Origin of the sequence: Caulobacter sp. FWC2 (genome assembly GCF_002742625.1) — a bacterium.
GTDB lineage: Bacteria > Pseudomonadota > Alphaproteobacteria > Caulobacterales > Caulobacteraceae > Caulobacter.
This window is the reverse complement of the sequence record NZ_PEBF01000001.1, coordinates 1,691,441-1,713,874: the sequence shown is the minus strand read 5'-3', so window position 1 is coordinate 1,713,874 and position 22,434 is coordinate 1,691,441. Positions and strand designations below refer to the sequence as shown.

Below are 22,434 nucleotides of genomic sequence, written 5' to 3'. Positions count from 1 at the left end.
ATTTCCCTTGCGGCAAGGGGTGACAGTCTCGTTTCAAGCGTGAGACGCCCCGGATCGGGCGTGATCGGCGCGGCAGGAGAGGTGGCGCGTGGCCAGTCATGGTGTTGCGACGTTTGGCGGATTGCGCCGCCCCGAGGCTACGCGATGAACCCGCCGCGTCGATTCGTCCTCGCCGGGCTGGGCGTCGGCGCGGCCATGGCGACCGGACGAGCGGCGGCGGCCGCGCAAACCCGTCATGCGCCCGGTTGGGGCGACCTGCCCACGGCACCGCCTGAGAAGGTTGGCGTGGATTCCGGAGCGATCCTCGACCTTCTCGCGGCGCTCGAGGCCTCACCGCACGAACCGCACAGCATCATGATCGCGCGCGACGGACACACGGTGGCCGGCGGATGGTGGGCGCCCTACCGGGCCGACGTACCTCAGTTGCTCTATTCGCTCAGCAAGAGCGTCACCGGCACGGCGGTCGGCATCGCGATCGATGAAGGTCGCCTGCATCTCGATGATCGCGTGATCGACTTCTTTCCCGAACAGCGCCCCGCGACGGTCGACGCCAATCTGGCGGCCTTGCGCCTGCGGCACTTGCTGACGATGACCGTCGGGCACGGCGCGGATTCGACACCCATCATCACCCGTGAGCAGGACTGGGCGCGCGCCTTCCTCGCCCAGCCCATCGTCCATGCGCCGGGCAGCGTCTTTCTGTACGACAGCGGCGCGTCCTACATGCTCTCCGCGACCGTCCAGAAGGTCGTCGGCAAGCCGCTCGACGCCTATCTTCGTCCCCGGCTTTTCGATCCGTTGGGGATCGCCGACGCGCGCTGGGCGACCTGCCCGATGGGGATCAACACGGGCGGCTGGGGCCTGAAGCTCACCACCGGGGCCTTGAGCCGGTTCGGCCAGCTCTATCTCGACCAGGGACGCTATGGCGGACGGCAAATCGTCTCGCGATCCTGGGTGGCTGAAGCGACCCGCGCCCAGGTACGCCAACCCTTGACCGGCGCGCCGCCCGGCGTCGATCCCTCCGCCCTGCCCGCGACCAGCGACTGGCATCAGGGCTATGGCTACCAGTTCTGGCGCTGCCGCCACGACGCCTTCCGAGGCGACGGCGCGTTCGGGCAATATTGCATCGTGCTGCCGGACAAGCGAACCGTCGTCGCGCTCACCAGTTGCACCCTCGATATGCAGGGCCTGCTGAACCTCGTCTGGCAGAATCTGCTGCCCGGTCTGCGCGAGGCCCCGCTCACGTCCGATCCGGCGGCGCCCGCCCGGCTGCGTGACAAGCTGGCCGGCCTGACGCTGCCTGTCCCCAAAGGCGCGTCGCGCTCGCCCGAGGCCGCGCGTATCGGGGGACGTCGCTTCGTCCTCGAACCCAATGCCATGGGCGCAGTCGCGGTGACGCTGCATTTCGATGACGCATCCTGCGCTTTTGAGCTGGAAATCGCCGGGCGCCGCTCGTCTGTCCGGGCCGGCCTTGACGGGTGGCGAGAAGGCTTCACCGACCTGCCCGGAACACCGCCCGAATTTACCGAGCTGATCGGCGCCCTCAACCGCATGCCCGGTCCGATCCGGGTCGCCGCCGCGGCGGCATGGTCGAGCAACCAAGTGCTCGACATGCAATGGCGCTACAATGAGACGCCGCATTTTGACGTCGTCACCTGTACGATCGGGGGCGACCATATCCGTATCGCCTTCAGCAACAGCATCACCAAACTGGCCGCCGCTCACCGTGAAATCAGGCCCGTCCTGACTGGCCGGATGGCGACATGAGGAAGACCATGGATAAAGATCAAACGATCGTCGCCCATACGCGCCGCCATATCATCGGTTCGGTCGGCGCCCTCACCGGCGCGGCGCTCCTGCCCGGGCTCTCGGGCGGGGCGGCGATGGCGCGCGCCGCGAGCCCGTCTTGGCCCCCCGGCCTTCAGCTTTATACGCTGGGCGACGCGGCGAAGACCGATCTCGAGGGCACGCTGCGCCAGGTGGCGCAGATCGGCTATCGCGAAGTGGAGCTGCCCGGCCCCTACGGGCGCCAGCCGGCCGAATTGCGCCGCGCAATTCAGAAGGCAGGCCTGCGATGCCCGGCCATCCATGTGGTTCCCGAAGCGACGCCGGACGCATGGCACCTGGAGGGCGACATCCCCGCCTTGGCCGCCAATATCCGCGCGCTGGGGGCTAGCCGGGCGGTCGTCGCTATCGCGCCTTTCCCAGAACGCGTGCGCGAAGCGCTCTCTCATCCGCCGGCGGGCGGTTACGATATGGACGCGCTCGACAAGCTGGTCCGCACGCTGACCGCCGATGACTGGAAGCGGGCGGCGGATCTGCTGAACGATCGCGCGACCCGCCTGGCGAAGTCAGGCGTTGGGCTTGCCTATCATAACCATGCCTTCGAATTCCTGCCGCTGGCGGGCGGCGGCACCGGCTATGATCTGCTGCTCGCGAGGACCGACCCGGCGCTGGTGTCGTTCGAAATGGACGTGGGATGGGTGGCCGCCGCCGGGCAGGATGTCGTCGAGCTGCTGACCCGCGTCGGCCGGCGCGTGACGATGATGCACATGAAGGATGTCGCCGCCGTCTCCACAAACAGCATGGAAATGGCGCCCGCCGATGTCGGCGCGGGGATCGTTCCATGGGAGGCGCTGAAGGGACTGATCCAGCGTTTCGATATTCAGCATCTGTTCGTTGAACAGGAACCGCCTTTTCCCAACTCGCCGCTCGCATCGGCAAACACGGCCTTCACCTATCTGTCGGGCCTTTTCGCCAAGCGGCGCTGACGGAATGGAGAGCGTTGAGAGCGATCATGCATTGGGTGACGCCATTCTCGCCGCCCGCAAGCGCGGGCGGGAGACGTTAGGATCGAGCCGCTAGGTACAGTCCCGTCGAGAGGCGGACGTTAAGATTTTCACCGCGAGCAATTGTCGGTCCCGGTGAACTCCCGCGCTGAAATGAGGGAGTGCACCGACGCTGGCAAAGCTCGGTCGCCGGCGCTGGCGGGGGACATGTTGAGGGCCTGTTCGTGGGGCGTAACCGATCGCTATTTTGCGACAGCCACCGGGCGCACGTATCGGTCTAGCAATGCCAGGAACTCCACCGCGTGAGTTTCGATAGCGTGATTGCCCGCTCCCGGGATTGTGACAAACACCTTTCGAGGGGCCTTAAGCCCGTCCAGCCAGACCTTGGCCATCGGCGCCGGCGAACTGGTGGCCTCCTCGCCTTGTATCACGAACACCGGGACCCGCAGACGCGGTCCAAGTGAGCCGTAGTCGAAGTTCTCACCCCAAGCCCGGCCTAGCACCCGCTCGTTCTGAGCCGCCGCCGCCTGAGCGGCGATCAGGTCGTCCATTGTCCAGTGCGGCGCGCTGATCGCCTCCTGCATAGGGTTGGCGGGCACCGGTGGACGGTATTTTACGAATACCCTCTGGAACGCCGCTATACGGGCGGGATTGCGAGGCTCGCGCCAAACGTCGGCACCGGCGAGCTTTAGGTCAGCTAACGACGCCTCGTCGTTCGCCGTTGTCGCCAGACGCATCAACCGCTGATAGCCAAAGCGCTCCCGCTCGGCGCGGGGATTTGCGATTTGGCCCGCTGCGACATAGGCCGAGAACAGGGTCGGCTGAGCCATGATCATCTTCACACTCAAAGTTGAGCCGAAGTTGATCCCCAACAGCACGATCTTCTTCTTGCCGAGCCGGTCGCGCAAAAACTGGCTCAGCTCGATGCCGTCCTGGACGAGGCGATCAATTGTGAGGTCCGGGCCGATGGTTTTGCCCGCCGCGACGAAAGTCTTGCCGGCGCCGCGTGGGTCCCACTGCACGACGGTGAAGTCTTTCTCCCAGGGCTGGAAGGTTCGGACATAGGGGCTCAGGATCGCGCGGGGTCCATCGACCTGGGTCCCGCCGACGATGAGCAGTATGGGATTTGCCCTGTCCGCGCCCCGGATCGTGACCCATTGTTTGATCCCGCCGATCTCGACCAGGGCCTCCTCATCGACGCCGTTAGGCGCGGTGACGGCATACGGACCGGAGGTCGACTCAGCAGATTGGCCAAGGGCGGTGGACGCTGCCATCACTGCCCCGACGAACATCCAGAGGGGGAGGTGCCGCAAAGCGCGCCAAATCGCAACCGAGGCCATGCTGGACTCCAAACGACAAGTGTAGACCGTTGCGAAGGAGCTTTAACGGGACCGTCACGACTCCCGCTAAGGATCGGAGCACGCCTCGGGCTTCTGGTGGCGATCTGAATGCCCGCTTGTCGGCCGGGAGCCCAAGGCGTGCTTCGACCCGTAGGAAGCGCCGGGAAGGTCTCGCCCCAAATTGTTTCTGCCGTCACTCACCACGATGATCAGCCATTCCCAGCTGCCAATAGCCCTTGGCGTCGATTGAGGTATGCGGGATGACACGGTCGACCAAAAGGTGGGTGCGTAGCGCACGCACCATGAACGCCTCGCCGGCGAGGAAGACCTGGCAGTCGCGTGGCAGGTCTGCCTGTTGCACCACCAGTTCGAGCTTACCTGTCGTGCCAGGGAAGGCCGAGCCGGAGTAGACCCAGTGGATTGTCAGATCCGCCGGAGAAATGAGCGTTTGTTCCTCACCGGCGTCGGCGATCTCGATGAACACTTGCGCCCGTGTGCCGGTGGGGAGCCGTTCGACGATCCCCGCAATCGCGGGCAGCGCCGTGGCGTCGCCGATCAGCACCCGCTCGCGCCGCGACGGATCGATCCAGTAGCCCGACCTCGGACCGGCAAGCTTTAGCGTGTCACCTTCGCGGACGCGGGCAATCCACCATGCGGCTGGCCCCTGATCGCCATGCAGAGCGAAATCAAACGCCATCCAGCCCTGCGCGGCGTTATAGGCGCGGACGGTATAGGCGCGGCCCTGCGGCTTGATATTGGACGGCATCGGGAAGAACAGCTTCATCCACATCGCTGGACGATCAATGGGCATGGCCTTGAGACCCTCGTCGGCGACGCTAATGCGCCGCATCCTTGGCGTGACGTCCTCGATACCGATGACGCGGGCGTCATGGAGCGTTCGAGATTTGAGCGAGAGCATGGGCTTCATCCTCAGGCTTTGCGCGGCGGCGCTACGTGAGGATTCCGGGCGAACCAGAGAATCGCGAGCGCGGCGAGGAAGGCGAAGCTGGAGAAAAAGAAGAAGTCGTTGAGCGCGAGCATGTGCGCCTGCACGTCCTGCGCGCGGGCGATCACGCTCCATGCCTGCTCGTCCGACAGGCCAGAGGAACGCAGGTTGGCGACGGCGCCGGCACTTCGCTCATCGAAGGGGTTCAGTCGCTCGACAAGGTGGGTCTGGTGGAATCGCGATCGGCTGTCCCAGAAGGTCGCGGCCAAGCTGGCGATCAGGCTGCCCGACATCATGCGGATGGCGGTCTGAAGGCCCGAGGCCGAAGCCAACTTCTCGCCCGGCAGGCCCGCAAGCGACAGGCTGACAACCGGCGTCAGGAAGAAGCCGATGCCGATTCCCTGCGCCAGATGCATGCCCGCGATCGTGCCGGCATCGATCCCGGTGGTCGCGCCCGACCGCCACCAGGCCACCACCGCCCAGGCGAGGAATGCAATGCTGGCGTAGATGCGGGCGTCGCCCTTCGCCACCCAGCGGCCCAGAAAGGGCGCCAGCAGGATGCCAAACAGCCCCATCGGCGCGGTGACGAGACCAGCCCAGGTCGAGCTGTAGCCGAGATTGGTCTGGAGCCAGAGCGGGATCAGCACCAGCGAGGCAAAGTAGAGGCCGAACCCCGCCGCGACCGCGACCGTCCCGACCGCGAAGTTGCGATGCGCGAACAGGCGTAGGTCGACGATCGGATGCGCCTCGCCCAGCTCCCAGATCACCAGCGTGACGAGGCTGACGACGGCCAGGGTCGCGGTGATGCAGATGAAGGGCGAGGAGAACCAGTCGAGCGTGCGCCCGCGATCAAGCGTCACCTGCAAACAGCCGACGCCCAACGCCAGCAGTCCTAACCCGCGCAGATCCACCGGCAATCGCATCGACGGAGTGTCGCGCCCCTTGAGCACCGTCATGGTCGAGAAGACGACGAACAAGCCGACCGGCGCGTTGACGAGAAATATCCACGGCCAACTGTAAGTGTCGGTGATCCACCCGCCGAGCAGCGGCCCAGCCACCGGCCCGGCCATGTTGGTCATCGCCCACATCGCAACCGCGAAAGTGCGCTTTTGCGGCGGGAAGACCGCCACCAGCAGCGCCTGGCTCAGTGGCACGATCGGCCCCGACACCGCGCCTTGCAGCACGCGGAACAGCAGCAGCGAGTCGAACGACCAGGCCAGGCCGCAAAGCACCGACGCTAGTGTGAACGCGGCCACGGCGCCGATGAACAATCGCACCTGCCCGAAGCGGCGGCCAAGCCAGCCGGTCAAGGGGATGCAGATGGCGTTGGCGATGGCGAACGAGGTAATCGCCCATTCACCCTCTTCCGATCCGACGCCAAGGTTGCCGGATATGGTGGGCACAGAAACATTGGCGATGGTGATGTCCACCACGGCCATGAAAGAGGCCAGCCCCAGCGTCACCGCCGCCAGCGCCAGCTTGCTCCCCTCAAGGGGGACAATGGGTTGTTTTGCGGTCATGGCTGACGCCCGATATTGGCGGCGATGACACGCGCAACGGTCGCGTCGGCTTCGTGCGCCTGCGCGTCATAGAGCGCTATGCTTTCGGACTGCGGGGCGGCGGGCGGAGCCTTGCGGTCGCAGCGGCCTGTCTCGACCGTGACCCTCGCCGACAGTCCTATGCGCAGCGGGTTGCGCGTCAGTTCGGCTGGGTTGAGCCGGATGCGGACCGGCACGCGCTGCACAACCTTGATCCAGTTGCCGGTCGCGTTCTGCGCCGGGAGCAGCGCGAAGGCTGCGCCGCTGCCCGCTTCGATGTCGGCGACGCGGCCGTGATAGGTGACGCGGCGGCCGTACACGTCGGCGGTCACGGTGGCGGACTGGCCTGGACAGATACCGTCGAGCTGAACTTCCTTGAAATTGGCGTCGATCCACAACCCGTCGAGCGGCACGACAGCCATTAGCCGGTCGCCCGGCGCGACACGGCGGCCGAGCTGGACGCTGCGCTGCGCGACCATCCCGCCCACGGGCGCGACGATGCGGGCGCGGGCGAGCGCCAGCGCGGCGGCGCGGACCCGCTCGGCGGCGGCCTGCACATCGGGATGCGAGGCCAGTGTAGCGCCGTTGGTTTGGACAAGCGCCTGCGCCCGGGCTTCGCGGGCGGCGGCGAGCGTGGCTTGCGTGCTGCGGACGGCGTCGCGGGCGTGACGGACATCCTCGCCCGTCACCGCGCCGGTATCGGCGATGGCCTGCCGCTGCGACAGGTCCGCGCGGGCCTTGTCGAAATTGGCCTGCGCGACGCCGAGCTCCGCATCGAACCGGGCATCGGTGGCGAACAGCCCACGCACGTTGCGCATGGCGCGCGCTAGATCGGCCTCAGCCGCGGCGAGCGCAACGCGGGCGTCGCTGGGGTCGATCTCGACCAGCGGCGTCCCCGCCGCCACGCGGTCGCTATTCTCGGCGCCGATGCGGATAACAGCGCCGGCCACTTGAGGGGTTACGGCCACGACATGGCCGTTGACATAGGCGTCGTCTGTCGAGCGGCTATCGTCGCTCGACAGCCAGCCATATCCACCCCAACCCAGCGCGATGACCGCAAGGCCAGCGCCAATTAGCAGGAGGCGTCTGCGGCGGACAGCCGCCGGATCGGCGGCGGAAGAAGGGGGCGTATCGGTCATTGTGTTTGTCCTGAAAGAGAGGGGGAAGGCGTCCAGGCTCCGCCGAGCGCGCGGATCAGCGCGATCTGGGCGATAGCGACGCGCGCATCGGCTTCCGCTGCGTGGCGTTCGGACATCAGCAGCGCGGTTTCCGCCGAGAGGCGATCGGCGGCGCTCGATAGGCCCTGCCGTTCACGCAATCGCTGAAGGTCAAGGATGCGTGACCAGTGCACGACGGCGGCCTGTGCCTCGCCTTGCCGGGCGCGTTCCGTCGCCAGGCCGGCCACGCCATCGGCGGTCTGACGGAGCGCTTCGGTGAGCGCGCCGTTATAGGCCGCCACGGCGGCGTCATAGTCGGCCGCCTTACCGCGCAGATTGGCGCGTAGGCGTCCGCCGTCGAAGATCGGCAGTGACACGGCCGGCCCTGCGCCCGTGGCTAAGCTCCCGGCGCGAAGCAACGACCCCAAACCGAGACTCTGCACGCCGGCAAAGGCGATCAGATTGACATCCGGGTAGAAAGCGGCCCTGGCGATGCCGACGTCGCGCGCAGTGACCTCGACCGCCGCACGTGCCGCTGCCACGTCCGGGCGCGCGCCCAGCAGATTGGCCGGGATATCGGAGGATGGCGCTGGATCGGTGATGGCTTGGAGCGACGGACGGGCAAGCGCATCCGCGAACGCCGGATCGCGGCCCAGCAGAGCCGCGATCTGATGACGGCGCGCGGCGATCTCACCATCGAGCCGAGCGATTTCATCGCGGGTGGCGGTCATCGCTTCGCGCGCCTGGGAGGTTTCGATCCCGGTCGCGAGGCCAGCGCGCTCGCGGGTGACGATCAGGTCGATGACGCCCTGCCGCCGCGCCATTCCTTTGGTCGCCAGGTCTCGCTGACGATAGGCAGCGTCGAGACGGACATAGGCATCGGCCACGGCCGCGCGCAGAATGAGCGTTGCGTCGTCCGCCTCGGCGCGGGCCGTGTTCAGGCGCGCGGCGGCGGCGGCCCACGCCTCACGTCGCTTGCCCCAAAAGTCGAGCGCATAATTGGCGTTCGCGATAAGCGCGCCATCGCTGCCCCAGCTGCCGGCATAGGCCGAAGAATAGGTGCTATGATCGGGAAAGCGCTCGCCGACCGCCCGGCCAGAACCATTGATGGTCGGGAGCCGATCGGCGGTGACGCTATCGAGACCGGCGGCGGCGCGGCGCATCCGCGCGGCCGCCACAGCGATCGACGGTGCGGTCGAAGCCTCGGATGCGATCAGGCGGTCAAGCTGTGGATCGCCCCAGATCGCCCACCAGGATTTTGCGACCGGCCCGCCCGGCTGCGCGACCGCCCCAGCAACGTCCTTTCCCGATGAGAGGGGCGCTACATCCGCCAGTGTTTCAACGGTCGGGATCGACTGGCCGCCGCCCGCACAGGCAGACAGCGCGAATAGGCAACCGCAGGCCAGCAAGGTCGCGCACCGGTTGGGCCGGGACGGGAAATTGAAATCGCGCATGAAACGGGTCCGAATGAGGGTCGGCTCCGAAAATGCCTGCGCTTTTGACCTTCAAAAATGATAGGTGTGATTGTCTATAGTTTCGGAAATTGAAATCAGGATCGACCGAGCCTTGTCCGCCGCTGACCTCAAACTACTGTCCGTCCTCGACATTCTGTTGGAAGAACGGAGCGTCACCCGCTCGGCGGAGCGGCTTGGCGTCAGCGCGCCATCGGTCAGCCGGGTGCTCGCACGCTTGCGCCAAGTCACAGGCGATCCCTTGCTGGTCCGCGCCGGACGCGACTTGGTGCCGACCGCGCGGGCGCTGGAACTGCATGACGATGTGCATCGTGTGGTCGAGGACGCCGCCGCCTTGCTGCGCCCCGCCACGCTCGATCTGGCGACGCTGGAACGCCGCTTCGCCGTGCGAGCCAATGACGGCTTCGTGGGGGCGTTCGCGAGCCGCCTGCTCGCGCGCCTTCGCGCCGAAGCGCCCATGGTCGAGCTGCGCTTCGCGCCGGAGGGGGAGAGCGACGACGACGCCCTACGCGAAGGCCGGATCGACCTCGATATCGGCGCCCTGCGCGAGATGGGGCCGGAGGTGCGTATCCAAACCGTGTTCCGCGACCATTTCGTCGGAATGGCGCGAGCGGATCATCCGATCTTCGATGCGCCGATCACGCCGGAGCGCTTCTGCCAATACGATCAGATTAGCGCCTCTCGGCGTGGCCGCGCGCTTGGTCCGGTGGACAAGGTGTTGGCTGATCTCGGCATGAAACGCCGCGTTGTTCTGATTGTGCCATTCCCCAAGACCGCTCTGGCCGCTCTTCCCGACAGCGACTTGATCGCCCCGGTGCCGAACCATGTCCGCCGCTCCGCCGAAGCCATGGGTGCGCGATTACGGGCATTCGATTTGCCTCTGACGCTTGAGCCTGTCGTCATCGGGCAGGCTTGGCATCCCCGCTTCGACAAGGACGCGGGGCATCAGTTCTTGCGGCAAGCGGTACGGGAGGTTTGCGCTCGCTCTTGAGCCTCGCAACACTCGCGCCTTCTTGCGAAGCCTCGGCGGCCAGCGGGCTTTTACGCGGCCTCGATCGAAAGAAGAACTGGGCACCCAACACGATTCGAAACGTATTGCTTGGCCTTCGGAGGGTAGGGCCGCTGTCAAGACGCTTGTCCGCTAGCCTAATGGCGGCTGGACACTTTCCCATGCGGTCTCAGATTGGCCGAGTAAGTGCCTGCGAAGCTCAATTGAAGTGAGGGGAAATCTGTGGGGCGACGGATGGTCTCCACTCACATTCATAAGTGAATTCAGACGCTTATTCCGGGCCCTTGGTGGAGCCGAGGTTGCCGGTCGACGGAATCGCCGGACCGGCGCCGGCGCCGCCTTCCCCCTCGACGCGCACCGGGCCGAGTTGGATCGACCGCTCGACCCGATGAGATAGGAAGCGGCGCCCATACATAAGATTGCGAATCGTTTGCATTAAGATCGCCGCCTCCCTATAGGCCTTGCGAATAATTCGCAACACGGCTTAGGGACGAAGTTCATGGGTGGGATCAAAAGGGCGTTGTTTGCTGGCTCGACGGGCTTCCTCGTCGCGGGCGCGGCCATGGCCGCCGATGCGCCAGCCATCGATCAGCAGCGCACGGAGGTCGAGAGCGTGACCGTGACCGGGATCCGTCCCGGCGAGCCGGCCAGCCTGAAGACCGACATTCCCCCTCTGGAAACAGCCCGCGCGATCTCCGTGATCACTGCCCAGACCTTGCAGGAACAGGGGATCACCCGCCTAGCCGACGCCTTGCGGAACGTCGCGGGCGTATCGCGCAGCAGCACCTACGGCTATTTCGACGCCTTTCAGATCCGCGGCTACGACGCGGCTTACGGCAGCATCTTCCTGGACGGCCTGACCAGCGGCAATGTCGCAGGGGCTGTCAACGAGCTGGCCGGGCTTGAGCAGGTCGAGGTGGTCAAGGGGCCGGCCTCGGTGCTGTTTGGCGCCTCGCCGCTAGGCGGGGTGGTCAACCTGGTCAGTAAGCGGCCGAAGGCAGAGCCCCTGCTGGATGTCGGCGTCGCCACCGGCTCTTACGACCTGCGCGAAATCACCGTCGACGCCAACCACGCCCTGACCAAGGACGGGTCGCTGCTGGGTCGCGTCAACCTCGTCTATCGCGACGCCGACGCCTTCGTGAAGAACTCCCATTCGCAGCGAATCTACATCGCCCCAGCCCTGACCTGGAAGATCGGCGCAGACACCCGCCTGACCCTCCTGGGCCGCTACCAGCGGGATTATGACAGCCCGTGGTCGCCGCTCAGCGCTTGGGGCACGATCCTGCCCAGCGCTCACGGTCCGCTGCCGCTCGATTTCGACGTCAACAGCCGGGGCGCCGAGCGGGCGATCAACAACCTCAACGCCAAGCAGATCGGCTATGTGTTCGATCACCGCTTCAGCGACACCTTCAAATTCAGCCAAACGGTCCGCTACGAGAAGCGTCAGACCTATTGGAACCGTTGGATGTTCGTGGCGGGTTTCATGGACGACAATGTCGTCGATGGCGTGCAGCAGGGCCATGTGCTGGGCCGCTACCTCTACGGGCCGTTCTTCGAGACCGACAAGGAGTTCGGGGCCGACAGCCGTCTGACGGCGACCTTCAACACCGGCGCCATCGGCCACAAGGTTCTGGCCGGCCTCGACTATCACCGCATGCGCAACGTCAATGCCGGAGTCGGCAACTACAATCCCTCCGACAACGCGCTAGACATCCTGAACCCGGACTACGACGCGCCCCATGTACCCAACACAGACGCCCTGTCGCCGACCAAGGGCAAGACCAGCCAGTTGGGCTTCTACCTGCACGACCACATCACCATTGGCGAGCACCTGACGCTGACGGTTGGCGGCCGCTGGGACCAGGCAAAGTCGGGCGGCCAGGAGGACAAGAAGTTCAGCCCCAGCGCCGGCGCCACTTGGTCGCTAACCCCGGGCGCTTCGCTCTACGCCAATTATTCCAAGTCGTTCACCCCGACGCCGAGCTGGCAGACGACGTTCGACGGCAGCCTACTGCCGCCCGAGACCGGCCAGAACATCGAGGCAGGGCTGAAGGTGCGAACCGAGGACGGCATGCTGTCGGGTTCGATCGCCGCCTACCAGCTGACCCGCCAGAACGTGGCCACCGACGATCCCGATCACCTGTTCTTCTATGTGGTCACCGGCGAGCAGCGCAGCCGAGGCGTCGAGGTCGAGGGCGCCTGGCGCCCGACCACCGCTGTCGTGGTCACGGCGGCCTACGCCCATATCAACGCCAAGGTCACCAAGGACAACACCCTGCCCGTCGGTCTGCCGCTGGCCAACTTCCCGGAAAACAGCCTGAACCTCTGGGGCAAGTACACGGTGCAGGAGGGGATCTTCGCGCGCCTGGGGATGAGCCTGGGCCTACTCTACAATAGCGACAAGCACCTGTACGAAGGCCAGCTCTATACCCTGCCCTCCTACACCTTGCTGAACGCCGGCCTGTCCTATGACTTGGGTCCGTGGGACCTGAACTTGACCGCCGACAATTTGACCGACAAACGCTACTTCCCCGACGCCTGCTGCTTGGACCGGATCACCCCCGGGGCGCCGCGCAACTGGCGCCTGAGCCTGCGCCGCAGCTTCTAGGATCGCGGGGCATGATGAGCGTAAAGCCAGCGGGGGCTCGTCCCGCCAAAAGCCTGGAAACCCGCGAGAGGCTGGACATCGCCGCGCGCGCCGTGGCGGCGATCCCCGGCGGCTACCTCGTCACTAGCTTGGTGGTCGGTCTGCTGGCTCGGGGCCTACCGATGGCCCCCAGCGAGGCGGCCACGACCGCCACCCTGGCCTCGTTCGCGATCTATGCGGTCATTATCCTGCTGGCCTTCTCGGCCCGTCGCACCCTGACCGTTTGGGCCTGGATGACCAGCGCCGTGATGGTGCTGGGCGCGGTCTTGTGGCTGTCGATCCATCTGGGAGGCCGGTTGTGAAGGGCGGGTTCCGGCAGTCCATGGCGTGGCTGCACACATGGTCGGGCCTGGTGGTCGGCTGGATACTGCTGGCCATCTTCACCACCGGCACGGCGGCCTATTTCCAGGAGGAGATCACCCGCTGGATGCAGCCTGAAATCACCGCCGCCGCCTCCCCGGAGATCGCCACCCAGAACGCTATCGCCTTCCTGCAACGAACCTCGCCGAACGCCCAGAGTTGGTTCATCAGCGTGCCGGGTCGCCGCAGCGCCGCCACCCAGGTCTACTGGCAGTCGCCGGCCCACGCGCCCGCCACAGGCCGCCAGACCGAGGCGATCCTCGACGGTGACGGTCGCGAGGTGACGACCCGCGCCACCCAGGGCGGCTTCTTCCTCTACCGCTTCCATTTTGACCTGCACTACCTGCCGGTGATGTGGGCTCGCTACATTGTCGGGGCGTGCGCTATGGTCATGCTGGTCGCGATCCTGTCGGGCGTGGTCACCCACAAGAAGATCTTCGTCGACTTCTTCACGCTGCGTTTCGGTAAGGGGCAGCGGAGCTGGCTGGACGCCCACAATGTCACCGCTGTGCTCGCCCTGCCCTTCTATCTGATGATCACCTACACGGGTCTGGTCACCCTGGACCGGCAGTACATGCCGTTCGGCGTCGCGGCGGTCTACAAGGACCGGGCGACCTTCTTCGACCAGGCCTTCCCTTCCGCCCCGCCGGTCGAGCGGGTCGGGCGCTCCGTCGCCCAGGCTCCGCTGGCCCCGATGTTCGAAACGGCCCGCAGCCAGTGGAACGGCGCCGGCATAGGCTATGTCTCGATCACAAATCCTGGCGACGCCAACGCCCGCGTCAGCCTGACTCGCTCCAGCAACGACCGTATGGCCAACCGGGGCGAGACCCTGGTGTTCGACGGGATCAGCGGCGCGTTGCTGGCCAGCCCAAACAACGCCGGCGCGGCGGCCAAGACCGAGAGCGTGATGATCGGCTTGCACGCCGGTCGCTACGCCAGGAGCCTGCTGCGCTGGCTGTATTTCCTGTCTGGCCTGGGCGGAGCGACCATGATCGCCACAGGCCTGGTGCTGTGGACCGTCAAGCGACGCGGGCGCCTGGCTGACCCGGCCAAGCCGCACTTCGGCTTCTCGCTGGTCGAACGGCTGAACATCGCCACCATCGCCGGTCTACCGGCCGGCATCGCCGTCTATTTTCTGGCCAACCGCCTGTTGCCGCTGCAAATGCCGCGCCGCGCCGACTGGGAAGTCGACAGCCTGTTCATCGCCTGGGGCGCGGTGCTGGTCTGGACCCTAACCCGGCCAGCCAAGCGGGCCTGGGTCGAGGCCCTGGGCGCCGCCGCAATCTTGTTTGCGGCCGTGCCGGTGGTCAACGCCCTGACCACCCCGCGCAATCTGTTCGCCAGCCTGATGCGCGGCGACCGGGTGTTCGCGGGCTTTGACTTGACCCTGCTGGTCCTGGCCGGCCTGATCGGCTGGGCGGCCTGGAAAGCGCACACCCACAAGCCCAAGGCCGCCGCCAAACGTCCGGCCAAGGGGCGGGAGGCGGTCGCCGCATGATCGCGCTCCTCACCCTGATCGTGGGCGTGGTCAGCTTCCTGGCCCTGTGCCTCAGCCTGACCCGCCACCAGCGCGACCTGCTAGGCCGCGACCTGCCGCGCCGTATCATTCAGGCGATGCGGATCGGCGGCTACGGGGGGATCGTGCTGGCCTACCTGATCCAGGCCATCGCCCATGGGCCAGCCTACGGCGCCGTAGTTTGGGCCGGTCTGCTAACGATCTCAGCAGTATTGGTCGTGGCCGTCCTCACACTGCGGGCGCGCCGACAAGCGCGATCGCGCTGACGCTTTCCTCTAGATCGACCCAGCCCAACTTGACGAAGTGGGACCAAAAGTGGGGCCGGCTCAGATCAAAGCTGCATACTTACAATGAAAACAGCAGGTTGAATGGGAAGTTGGCGGAGACGGAGGGATTCGAACCCTCGATACCCTTTTGAGGTATGCCGCTTTAGCAAAGCGGTGCCTTCAGCCTCTCGGCCACGTCTCCTCCTGAGAGGGAGCGGCTGGATAGCCTGTTCGCTTCAGGATGACAACGGCGCTTATGCGGAAAATTCGCCTGTTAACGCGGTGCTCAGACGGCCTCGCTAGGTTGAACAGGGTTTTTCCAACGACGAGTGCCATGCGTCCGATCCCCTCCCCCGCTTCGTCCGCCGAATCCGCTGTCGCCTTCGTGGGCGGAACGGAAATGGGGACGCGCGTTTCGGGCGGCGCTAGCGGCGATCCGGGGCGGGCGCGGCGCGGACCGTTCCGGCCTGGACAGTTGATCCCGTCGCGGGCTCGGCTCGAGGCGCGGCTCCTGTCGCGCACCTTCCGCATCGTCGACGTCCTGACCGCCGCTGGCGTCGCGCTGGCGCTGACCTTGGAGGACCATCCCCTGGTCGCCGGCCTGTGGGCGGTGACCGGACTGGTCGCCTTGCGGATGCTCGGCGCCTACGCCTTCCCGCGCAAGCAGGACCTTTTGCGGCACATGGCCCGGACGGGCCTGGCGCTGGGCGTGGGCCTGCTGGCCGCCGCCGTGGCGCTGCTGCCGTCGGGCGGCGTCGAGGCGCCGGTCGTCTGGACGCTGCTAGCCGCGACGGCCGGCGTCGCCGCCCTGCACGTCGCCTGGTGGACGATCATCGCGCGCGGCCGCCAGCTGGGCCGCCTGACCCCCAACATCATCGTCGTCGGCGCCACGACCAACGCCGAGCGCCTGATCGGGGCGGCCCTTCGCACGGGCGAAGCCAATGTCCTGGGCGTGTTCGACGACCGCATGGACCGCGCACCCGGAAACATCATGGGCGTGCCGGTGCTGGGCGACACCACCGCCCTGCTCGACCACCGCATCATGCCCTATGTCGACCGCGTGGTGATCGCGGTGGAGTCGGCGGCCCAGGGCCGCGTCCGCCAGCTGGTCGAGAAGCTGGGCGTGCTGCCCAATCCTGTGAACCTCTTCATCGACGTCGGCGGCCCCGCCGAGGACGACGCCGCCCTGGCCCGCATCGTGGCCGGCGGCGAGAACGAACTGTCGGGAGCCGCCACCGGCGCGCGCCAGGCGTGGATCAAGCGGGCCCAGGACCTGGTCGTGGCGAGCGCGGGCCTGCTGGTCGCCGGCCCGGTCATGCTGATCGTCGCCCTGGCGGTCAAGCTGGACAGCCCCGGTCCGATCTTCTTCCGCCAGCGCCGACACGGCTTCAACAACGAGGCGATCCTGGTCTGGAAGTTCCGCTCCATGCGCCACGAGATGGCCGACGCCCACGCCGCGCGCCAGATCAGCGCCAATGACGACCGCGTCACCAAGGTCGGCAAGTTCATCCGCAAGACCAGCCTCGACGAGCTGCCGCAGCTGTTCAACGTGCTGGCCGGCGAGATGTCGATCGTCGGTCCCCGCCCCCACGCCATCGGCATGAAGACCGGCGGCGTCGAGTCAGCCAAGCTGGTCGCCGAATACGCCCACCGCCACCGCATGAAGCCGGGCCTGACCGGCTGGGCGGCCATCAAGGGCTCGCGCGGCCCCGTCGACACGCCTGAGAGCGTCCGCCTGCGCGTGGCCCTCGACGTCGAATATATCGAGCGCCAGTCCTTCTGGCTGGACCTCTACGTCATCGTCATGACCATCCCCTGCCTGCTCGGGGACCGGTCGGCGGTGCGCTAGGCGGCTGGCGATGTTCTGGCGCGGCGTCCTCGGTTATCTGCCGGTCAATGTGGTGCAAGGCGTGGTGGGGCTGCTCACCATCGTGCTGTTCACGCGCGTGCTGGATCCGGCCCAGTACGGCGTCTACGCCCTGGCTTTCTCGGTCGGCAGCCTGACCCAGACCGCCATGCTGGCCTGGACCGAGGCGTCCATGGCCCGCTTCCTGGCGACCCGCGCTGAGGATGGCCGGATCGCCGACCATTTCGCCACGCTCTATCTCCTGTGGATCATTGCGGCCCTTGCCGTGCCGGTCGTTGGCGTCGTCGTGGCGGCGCTGCCGCTGAACGCGGCCCTCAAGAGCGCCATCTTCGCGGCGCTCGGCTCCATCCTGGTCGGCAGCCTGATGAAGCTGGCCCTGGAGCGCCGCCGCGCCGCCGGGGAGGTCTCGGGGGCGGCCGTGCTGACCATCATCCAGGTCGCGGGCGGCTTCGCCCTGGGCCTGGCGCTGGCGCTCACCGGCCTGGGCGGCGCCGCGCCGAGCCTGGGTTCGGGCCTGATCTCGGTGCTGTGCCTGGCCCTGATCCTGCCGCGAGAACTCAAGCACATGGTCGGCGGCAAGTTCGACAAGGCGCTGGCCAGAACCTATGCCGCCTACGGACTGCCCGTCGCCCTGTCGCTGATCCTGGCCCTGGTGCTGGCCAGCACCGACCGGCTGCTGCTGGGCGTGTTCCTCAACGAGACGACGGTCGGCGTCTATCACGCCGGCTATTCGCTGGGCAGCCGCACGCTGGACGTGGTCTTCATCTGGCTGGGCATGGCCGGCGCGCCCGCCCTGATCTCGGCGCTCGAGCGCGGCGGCCAGTCGGCCCTGACCGAGGCCGCCCACGAACAGGCCAGCTTCATGACCCTGCTGACCCTGCCCGCCGCCGTCGGCCTGGCCCTTGTCGCCCGCCCCCTGGCCGAGCTGATGATCGGCGAGGACCTGCGAGCCGGAGCCAGCCACGTGACGCCCTGGATCGCCGCCAGCGGCTGGCTGTCGGGCGTGACCACCTACTATCTGCTGCAAGCCTTCACCCTGGCGCGCCGGACGCCTCTGCTGATCGTCAGCATGAGCGCGCCGGCCATCGCCAACGTCCTTCTCAACCTCGTCCTGATCCCGCGCCTGGGCCTGGACGGCGCCCTGTGGGCCACGACGGTCAGCTACGGCCTTGGCGCCGTCGCCGCCTGGGCCCTGGGCCGCCGCGCCTGCCCGTTGCCGATCCCGTGGGCGGTGCTGGCCAAGGCCGGGACCGCGTGCGTGGCCATGGCGCTGGTGGTGCGGCTCCTGCCCGCGCCCGGCGGCCTGCTGGAGCTGGCCCTGAAGGCCGGCGTCGGCGCGGCGGTCTATGGCGCGATCGTGCTGGGCCTTGATGTCGGCGGCCTGCGCGGCAAGGTTTCTGGTCTACTTCGTCGGAGGGCCCCTGCCCTATGACCGCCCCCATCACCGAAATCCGCATCGAGAACGCCGCCTGGGCCAGCGCCCGACCGCGCCTGTCGGTGCTGATCCCGACCTTCCGCGACGATCCCAGCGCCCTGCTCAAGGCGCTGGACGATCCCGGCGCCCACGCCGAGATCGTGGTGCTGGACGACGGCGGCGGCGATGACGCCCTGGCCGAACGCATCGCCCGCCGTATCGAGAAGCTGCGCGTCCCGGCCCGCTTCGTGCGCCTCTCCAGCAACGAGGGGCGCGCCAAGGGCCGCAACCGCCTGGCCAGCCATGCGCGCGGCGAGCACTTGCTGTTCCTGGACAGCGACATGCTGCCCGACACCCCAGACTTCCTCAGCCGCTGGGCCGCCGTGGCCGAGAGCGGCGCGCCTGTGGCGTTCGGCGGCTTCACCCTGGACCAGACGCCGCAGCGGCCCGAGACCGCCCTGCACAGAGCCATGGCGCTGAAGAGCGACTGCACGCCCGCGCCCGAGCGCGCCAAGGCGCCGGAAAAGCACGTCTTCACCTCGAACCTGCTGGTCCGTCGCGATGTCTTCGAGACCATCGGCTTCGACGAAGGCTTCGCCGGCTGGGGCTGGGAGGATGTCGAGTGGGCGATGCGGGTGGTGCGCCAGCATCCGATCCTGCACATCGACAATACCGCCACCCATCTGGGCCTGGACGCCGCGACGACCATGGCCGCCAAGTACGAGCAGTCGGCGGCCAATTTCGCGCGCGTCGTGGCCAGCCACCGCGACATCGTCAGCGCCTATCCCAGCTACAAGGTCGCCAAGGCCCTGAAGCCCTTCCCGCTGCGCGGCGTCTGGCGGCCGATGCTGAAGCGCGTCGCCCTGGCCGAGGCCGCCCCCGTTTCCCTTCGCGCGTTCGCCATGCGGCTGTACCGCGCGTCGCTCTACATAGAGGCCGTCTGATGCAGGTCGAATTCGAGAAGGTCGACGCCTACGAGCCCGACCGGACCCTGAAGGGCAAGCTGCGCCGCCGGCTGATCCGCCTGGCCTACCGCCGGCCGGCCAAGGTGGCGCTGGAGCGGCCGATGGTGTCGTTCAGCTTCGACGACGCGCCAGCCACGGCCTGCGAGGCCGGGGCCAGGGCGCTGGAGGCGCGCGGCCTGCGCGGCACCTACTATTTCGCCGCGGGCCTGGCCGGACGGGACGGGCCGATGGGCCGCTTCGCCACCGGCGCCGATGCTCGCCGCCTGCACGACGCCGGACATGAGATCGCCTGCCACACCTTCTCGCACCTGGACTGCGGCCAGTCATCGAAGGCCGTCACGATCGCCGATGTCGACCAGAACGCCGAAAGCCTGGCGGCCTGGGGCGCGAGCGATCCGGTCAGCTTCGCCTATCCCTACGGCGACGTCGGCGCGCCGGCCAAGACGGCCCTGGCCGGCCGCTTCAAGACCCTGCGCGCCCTGCACCACGGCCTGATCGCCGACGGGGCCGATCTCAACCAGGCCCCGGCCGTCGGCATCGAGGGCGAGGACGGCGAGGCGGTGGCCAAGGGCTGGCTGGACAAGGCCAAGACCCGCAAGGCCTGGCTCATCCTCTACACCCACGACGTGGCGGACGAGCCCTCCCAGTGGGGCTGTACGACGGGCGCGCTGGAGCGGCTGATCGACCGCGCGGTGGCGGACGGCTTCGATGTCGTGACGGTCGCTGAAGGCGCCAAGCGGATCGGCCTCTAGCCGCGCCTTTGGCAGCGCTCGGGCGGCGGAGAGCCGGCTAAGGCAGGATGGCCTTCAGGAAGGCGGGCGGCGTGACCGAGACCTTGTTGAAGAACATGCCCGCGCAGCGACCGCCGGCCGCCGTCAGGGCGTCACGCAGCATGGCCGGCTGTCGCACATCCGGCTGGTCGGCCGAGACCACCATCACCGTCTGGTCCATGTGCTGGGCGAGGCTCGGCCCAGACTGCGATCGGTCCAGCGAAGGACTGTCGACGACGATGATCTCGGCGTGCTTGCGCAGCGCCCGCCAATAGTCCGCCGACGGAATGACGTGGGCCTGCTGGCGGCCGCGCAGAGCCTCTCGGTTGAATCGGGTGATCCACAGGTTCGGACCGCCGACGCTGTGGCCCGTCAGGAATTTGGAGTCCGGCCAGACCCCGCCCTCGGCGCGCGGCGCGGGCGGCTGCACGGTGAAGAAGGTCGAGCCGTCGGGCGAGGCCGCCACCGGCGGACCCAGCGGACCGAAGCGGTTCGGATCGGCGGCGATCTCGCGAAACTGGCTGGGGCTGTCGAGATCCAGGTCGATAAGCCAGGTCTTGCGGCCTGCGCGACGGGACGTGAAACGGGCGAACTCCCGGGCGACCGTCGAGGTCCCCTCTCCGCGCCGCGCGGAGATGAACTGGATGACGTGCGGACGTCCGGCGGGCGGCGCGCCAAGCGCCCCCCACAACTCCGTCATCTCGACGTTCAAATCCACCATCTACCGAATCGCCACGTACTCAGAAGATCGCAACTTGCGATATTAACCCTAGGGGCGAAAGGCGACGAAAGCGCTCACCGTTTGACCCCGGCCGTTGCCAGGACCGGCACGCCCAGGGTGCGCGAGGCCGATTCCGGCGTCTGCAGGCCGGGGCGCGTGAACATGCGGACCAGCCCGACGCACAGCGCCGCGAAGCCCGCGAACAGGACGGCCAGGATCAGCACCGGCTTCTTCAGGCTCTTGCCGGTCGACGGGGCCACGGCGCGCTGAACGATGCGGATATTGTCGCTGCTCTGGGACGACATCTGCCGCTGAGCTTCGTCCTGCTGCTCCTTGACCGTGAAATCGCGCACGTTCGCGGACAGGACGTCGCGGTCGCGCGACAGCTCGTTGAATTGCGGCTCTAGCCCGGCCAGGCGCAGCAGGCGCGAATTCACGTCCGTCACCTGTTGGGCATAGGTCGCCTGCGACTGCCGCAAGGCCGCGACCTCGGCCCGCAGGTCGTTGCGGGTGGTGGTCAGGGTCTGCCAGATCGGGTTCGGACCGCTGCGGCGCGCGCCTTCGCCATTGGTGCGACCGGCGGCGAGGCCGGCTTCCAGCTGAGCGATCTGGGCGTTGATGTCCTGCACCGGCGGCGCGCCAGCGGTGTAGCGGGCCAACAGGCCTTCGCGGTCCAGCTTCAGCTGGGCCAGCTTGGTCGAGGCCGACATGTCGGTGTCGCGATATAGCACCGACTCGGCCGGCGTGCGCGACAGCTCCGCCTCGACGGCGGCCAGGCGGCCCACGCGGTCCTGCAACTGAGCGTCGACCGAATACTTCTGCTGCTCGACCTGGGACTGCAGCTGGATCAGCGTGGTCTTCTGGGCGGTGAAGTCGCCGATGTCGTTGGTGGTCAGGAACGACTGATAGGCCGTGTCGGCGTCCGCCAGCTTCTGCGAGAAAATATCGCGCTGCCGCTGCAGCACGTTGTCGCCGCCGCCGATCAGCAGGCTGCGGCGATAGATCAGATATTCCTCGAGCAAGGTGTTGAGCACCTTCTCGGCCATTTCGGGATCGCTGTCCTGATAGGCCAGACGGATGATCGAATTGTCCGGCGCGGTCTCGATCTTAAGGCTCTTGGCGATCGAGTCGCGGCCCTCGGCGATCAGCTTGCGCTTACCTTCCGGCGTGGCGCCGGCGTACTTCCGAGCCGCCTGTGGGAAGATCTTGGCGAAGCCGATCTTGCGGATCACCCGCTCGCGCAGCTCGCCGCTGCCCAGGATCTCGGCTTCCGACTGGATGACTTCGTCGTTGTTGGGCACCGCGCCGCGACCGGCGTCGCCGGCCCGGGGTTCGTAGACATATTCCTGGCCCAGGCGGACGAACAGGCTGGATTGGGCCGTGTAGTTCTTCTTCAGCGTGGTGGCGAAGCCGAAGCCCAGCGCCACGATCACCACGAAGACGACCAGCATCAGAAAACGCTCGCGCCACAGCAGGGTGACGAAGTCGGCCGGGGCGTACTTGGGACGCGCGCCGCCTCGTCCCGCCGCCATGCGAGGCGGCGGGTCGTGCGGTACGCTGATCCAAGGGCTCGTCGACATTCGAATCCGGGCGGTTCAATCTGTCTCTCACCCTGGAGCGGCCAGCCTTAAGGGTTCGTTACCCATTCCTGTTAAGACTT

19 protein-coding genes and 1 tRNA gene are annotated in these 22,434 nt (G+C 67.2%); 11 read left to right on the top strand and 9 right to left on the bottom strand.

Annotation, left to right across the window (positions count from 1 at the left end):
* Window positions 1-144: 144 nt before the first annotated feature.
* Entirely contained in the window at window positions 145-1,764 is a 1,620-nt protein-coding gene (locus tag CSW62_RS08410; protein ID WP_099576790.1) for a serine hydrolase, read from the top strand.
* Complete coding sequence (locus CSW62_RS08405) at window positions 1,761-2,768, top strand: sugar phosphate isomerase/epimerase (RefSeq protein ID WP_099576788.1); 1,008 nt, start codon at window positions 1,761-1,763, stop codon at window positions 2,766-2,768. Before CSW62_RS08410 ends, CSW62_RS08405 begins: the two co-directional genes overlap by 4 nt.
* A gap of 260 nt (window positions 2,769-3,028) precedes the next feature.
* Here the strand turns inward: CSW62_RS08405 and CSW62_RS08400 are convergent, their stop codons facing one another.
* From CSW62_RS08400 to CSW62_RS08380, 5 genes are all read right to left on the bottom strand, one after another.
* Window positions 3,029-4,126, bottom strand: coding sequence for an alpha/beta fold hydrolase (locus tag CSW62_RS08400; protein ID WP_099576786.1), 1,098 nt, complete (start codon window positions 4,124-4,126; stop codon window positions 3,029-3,031).
* A gap of 193 nt (window positions 4,127-4,319) precedes the next feature.
* Window positions 4,320-5,045: a siderophore-interacting protein gene (locus CSW62_RS08395; RefSeq protein ID WP_199170546.1), complete on the bottom strand. Its 726-nt coding sequence runs from the start codon at window positions 5,043-5,045 to the stop codon at window positions 4,320-4,322.
* An 11-nt stretch (window positions 5,046-5,056) separates the two neighbouring features.
* Window positions 5,057-6,592 (bottom strand): DHA2 family efflux MFS transporter permease subunit, encoded by a 1,536-nt coding sequence (locus CSW62_RS08390; protein WP_099576782.1) that lies wholly within the window; start codon window positions 6,590-6,592, stop codon window positions 5,057-5,059.
* Window positions 6,589-7,749 carry an HlyD family efflux transporter periplasmic adaptor subunit gene (locus tag CSW62_RS08385; protein WP_099576780.1) on the bottom strand — a complete coding sequence of 387 codons (1,161 nt, stop codon included), beginning with the start codon at window positions 7,747-7,749 and terminating at the stop codon, window positions 6,589-6,591. Before CSW62_RS08385 ends, CSW62_RS08390 begins: the two co-directional genes overlap by 4 nt.
* Window positions 7,746-9,221 (bottom strand): efflux transporter outer membrane subunit, encoded by a 1,476-nt coding sequence (locus CSW62_RS08380; RefSeq protein ID WP_099576778.1) that lies wholly within the window; start codon window positions 9,219-9,221, stop codon window positions 7,746-7,748. The genes CSW62_RS08385 and CSW62_RS08380 overlap by 4 nt, the downstream gene beginning before the upstream one ends.
* A gap of 112 nt (window positions 9,222-9,333) precedes the next feature.
* Here CSW62_RS08380 and CSW62_RS08375 point away from each other — a divergent pair, with 112 nt between their 5' ends.
* On the top strand, window positions 9,334-10,230 hold the full coding sequence (locus tag CSW62_RS08375) for a LysR family transcriptional regulator (RefSeq protein WP_099582214.1): 897 nt from the start codon (window positions 9,334-9,336) through the stop codon (window positions 10,228-10,230).
* Window positions 10,231-10,519: 289 nt separating this feature from the next.
* On the opposite strand, the gene CSW62_RS26375 is transcribed toward CSW62_RS08375, so the two are convergent.
* Window positions 10,520-10,684: a hypothetical protein gene (locus CSW62_RS26375; protein ID WP_158235404.1), complete on the bottom strand. Its 165-nt coding sequence runs from the start codon at window positions 10,682-10,684 to the stop codon at window positions 10,520-10,522.
* 63 nt (window positions 10,685-10,747) lie between these two features.
* Here CSW62_RS26375 and CSW62_RS08370 point away from each other — a divergent pair, with 63 nt between their 5' ends.
* The 4 genes from CSW62_RS08370 to CSW62_RS08355 are packed head-to-tail and all read left to right on the top strand — an operon-like array spanning window position 10,748 to window position 15,037.
* Window positions 10,748-12,856, top strand: coding sequence for a TonB-dependent siderophore receptor (locus CSW62_RS08370; RefSeq protein ID WP_099576776.1), 2,109 nt, complete (start codon window positions 10,748-10,750; stop codon window positions 12,854-12,856).
* Between the two features lie 11 nt (window positions 12,857-12,867).
* Window positions 12,868-13,197, top strand: a complete 330-nt coding sequence (locus CSW62_RS08365) for a hypothetical protein (RefSeq protein WP_199170545.1) — start codon at window positions 12,868-12,870, stop codon at window positions 13,195-13,197.
* The gene (locus tag CSW62_RS08360; protein ID WP_099576774.1) at window positions 13,194-14,753 is read left to right on the top strand and encodes a PepSY domain-containing protein; all 1,560 of its coding nucleotides are present in this window, start codon (window positions 13,194-13,196) and stop codon (window positions 14,751-14,753) included. Before CSW62_RS08365 ends, CSW62_RS08360 begins: the two co-directional genes overlap by 4 nt.
* Complete coding sequence (locus tag CSW62_RS08355) at window positions 14,750-15,037, top strand: DUF3325 domain-containing protein (RefSeq protein WP_099576772.1); 288 nt, start codon at window positions 14,750-14,752, stop codon at window positions 15,035-15,037. The genes CSW62_RS08360 and CSW62_RS08355 overlap by 4 nt, the downstream gene beginning before the upstream one ends.
* Window positions 15,038-15,148: 111 nt before the next feature.
* Here the strand turns inward: CSW62_RS08355 and CSW62_RS08350 are convergent.
* A tRNA-Ser gene (locus CSW62_RS08350) sits at window positions 15,149-15,239 on the bottom strand.
* Window positions 15,240-15,371: 132 nt separating this feature from the next.
* On the opposite strand from CSW62_RS08350, the gene CSW62_RS08345 reads away from it, so the two are divergent.
* The 4 genes from CSW62_RS08345 to CSW62_RS08330 are packed head-to-tail and all read left to right on the top strand — an operon-like array spanning window position 15,372 to window position 20,035.
* Window positions 15,372-16,886: an exopolysaccharide biosynthesis polyprenyl glycosylphosphotransferase gene (locus CSW62_RS08345; protein WP_099576770.1), complete on the top strand. Its 1,515-nt coding sequence runs from the start codon at window positions 15,372-15,374 to the stop codon at window positions 16,884-16,886.
* A gap of 10 nt (window positions 16,887-16,896) precedes the next feature.
* Window positions 16,897-18,336 carry a lipopolysaccharide biosynthesis protein gene (locus CSW62_RS08340; protein ID WP_099576768.1) on the top strand — a complete coding sequence of 480 codons (1,440 nt, stop codon included), beginning with the start codon at window positions 16,897-16,899 and terminating at the stop codon, window positions 18,334-18,336.
* On the top strand, window positions 18,333-19,262 hold the full coding sequence (locus CSW62_RS08335) for a glycosyltransferase family A protein (RefSeq protein WP_099576766.1): 930 nt from the start codon (window positions 18,333-18,335) through the stop codon (window positions 19,260-19,262). Before CSW62_RS08340 ends, CSW62_RS08335 begins: the two co-directional genes overlap by 4 nt.
* A complete protein-coding gene (locus CSW62_RS08330) occupies window positions 19,262-20,035 on the top strand; it encodes a polysaccharide deacetylase family protein (protein WP_099576764.1) in 774 nt (257 codons plus the stop codon). Before CSW62_RS08335 ends, CSW62_RS08330 begins: the two co-directional genes overlap by 1 nt.
* 37 nt (window positions 20,036-20,072) lie before the next feature.
* Here CSW62_RS08330 and CSW62_RS08325 read toward each other — a convergent pair whose 3' ends face one another.
* Window positions 20,073-20,774, bottom strand: coding sequence for a sugar kinase (locus tag CSW62_RS08325; RefSeq protein ID WP_099576761.1), 702 nt, complete (start codon window positions 20,772-20,774; stop codon window positions 20,073-20,075).
* Between the two features lie 74 nt (window positions 20,775-20,848).
* Window positions 20,849-22,354 (bottom strand): GumC family protein, encoded by a 1,506-nt coding sequence (locus tag CSW62_RS08320; protein WP_099576760.1) that lies wholly within the window; start codon window positions 22,352-22,354, stop codon window positions 20,849-20,851.
* Window positions 22,355-22,434: the final 80 nt, after the last annotated feature.

Excerpts from the sequence above, each read along its gene's own strand:
- CSW62_RS08410 (WP_099576790.1), top strand. The coding sequence starts at position 145 with ATGAACCCGCCGCGTCGATTCGTCCTCGCCGGGCTGGGCGTCGGCGCG.
- CSW62_RS08405 (WP_099576788.1), top strand. The coding sequence starts at position 1,761 with ATGAGGAAGACCATGGATAAAGATCAAACGATCGTCGCCCATACGCGC.
- CSW62_RS08400 (WP_099576786.1), bottom strand. The coding sequence starts at position 4,126 with ATGGCCTCGGTTGCGATTTGGCGCGCTTTGCGGCACCTCCCCCTCTGG.
- CSW62_RS08395 (WP_199170546.1), bottom strand. The coding sequence starts at position 5,045 with ATGCTCTCGCTCAAATCTCGAACGCTCCATGACGCCCGCGTCATCGGT.
- CSW62_RS08390 (WP_099576782.1), bottom strand. The coding sequence starts at position 6,592 with ATGACCGCAAAACAACCCATTGTCCCCCTTGAGGGGAGCAAGCTGGCG.
- CSW62_RS08385 (WP_099576780.1), bottom strand. The coding sequence starts at position 7,749 with ATGACCGATACGCCCCCTTCTTCCGCCGCCGATCCGGCGGCTGTCCGC.
- CSW62_RS08380 (WP_099576778.1), bottom strand. The coding sequence starts at position 9,221 with ATGCGCGATTTCAATTTCCCGTCCCGGCCCAACCGGTGCGCGACCTTG.
- CSW62_RS26375 (WP_158235404.1), bottom strand. The coding sequence starts at position 10,684 with ATGCAAACGATTCGCAATCTTATGTATGGGCGCCGCTTCCTATCTCAT.
- CSW62_RS08370 (WP_099576776.1), top strand. The coding sequence starts at position 10,748 with ATGGGTGGGATCAAAAGGGCGTTGTTTGCTGGCTCGACGGGCTTCCTC.
- CSW62_RS08365 (WP_199170545.1), top strand. The coding sequence starts at position 12,868 with ATGATGAGCGTAAAGCCAGCGGGGGCTCGTCCCGCCAAAAGCCTGGAA.
- CSW62_RS08355 (WP_099576772.1), top strand. The coding sequence starts at position 14,750 with ATGATCGCGCTCCTCACCCTGATCGTGGGCGTGGTCAGCTTCCTGGCC.
- CSW62_RS08345 (WP_099576770.1), top strand. The coding sequence starts at position 15,372 with ATGCGTCCGATCCCCTCCCCCGCTTCGTCCGCCGAATCCGCTGTCGCC.
- CSW62_RS08340 (WP_099576768.1), top strand. The coding sequence starts at position 16,897 with ATGTTCTGGCGCGGCGTCCTCGGTTATCTGCCGGTCAATGTGGTGCAA.
- CSW62_RS08335 (WP_099576766.1), top strand. The coding sequence starts at position 18,333 with ATGACCGCCCCCATCACCGAAATCCGCATCGAGAACGCCGCCTGGGCC.
- CSW62_RS08330 (WP_099576764.1), top strand. The coding sequence starts at position 19,262 with ATGCAGGTCGAATTCGAGAAGGTCGACGCCTACGAGCCCGACCGGACC.
- CSW62_RS08325 (WP_099576761.1), bottom strand. The coding sequence starts at position 20,774 with ATGGTGGATTTGAACGTCGAGATGACGGAGTTGTGGGGGGCGCTTGGC.
- CSW62_RS08320 (WP_099576760.1), bottom strand. The coding sequence starts at position 22,354 with ATGTCGACGAGCCCTTGGATCAGCGTACCGCACGACCCGCCGCCTCGC.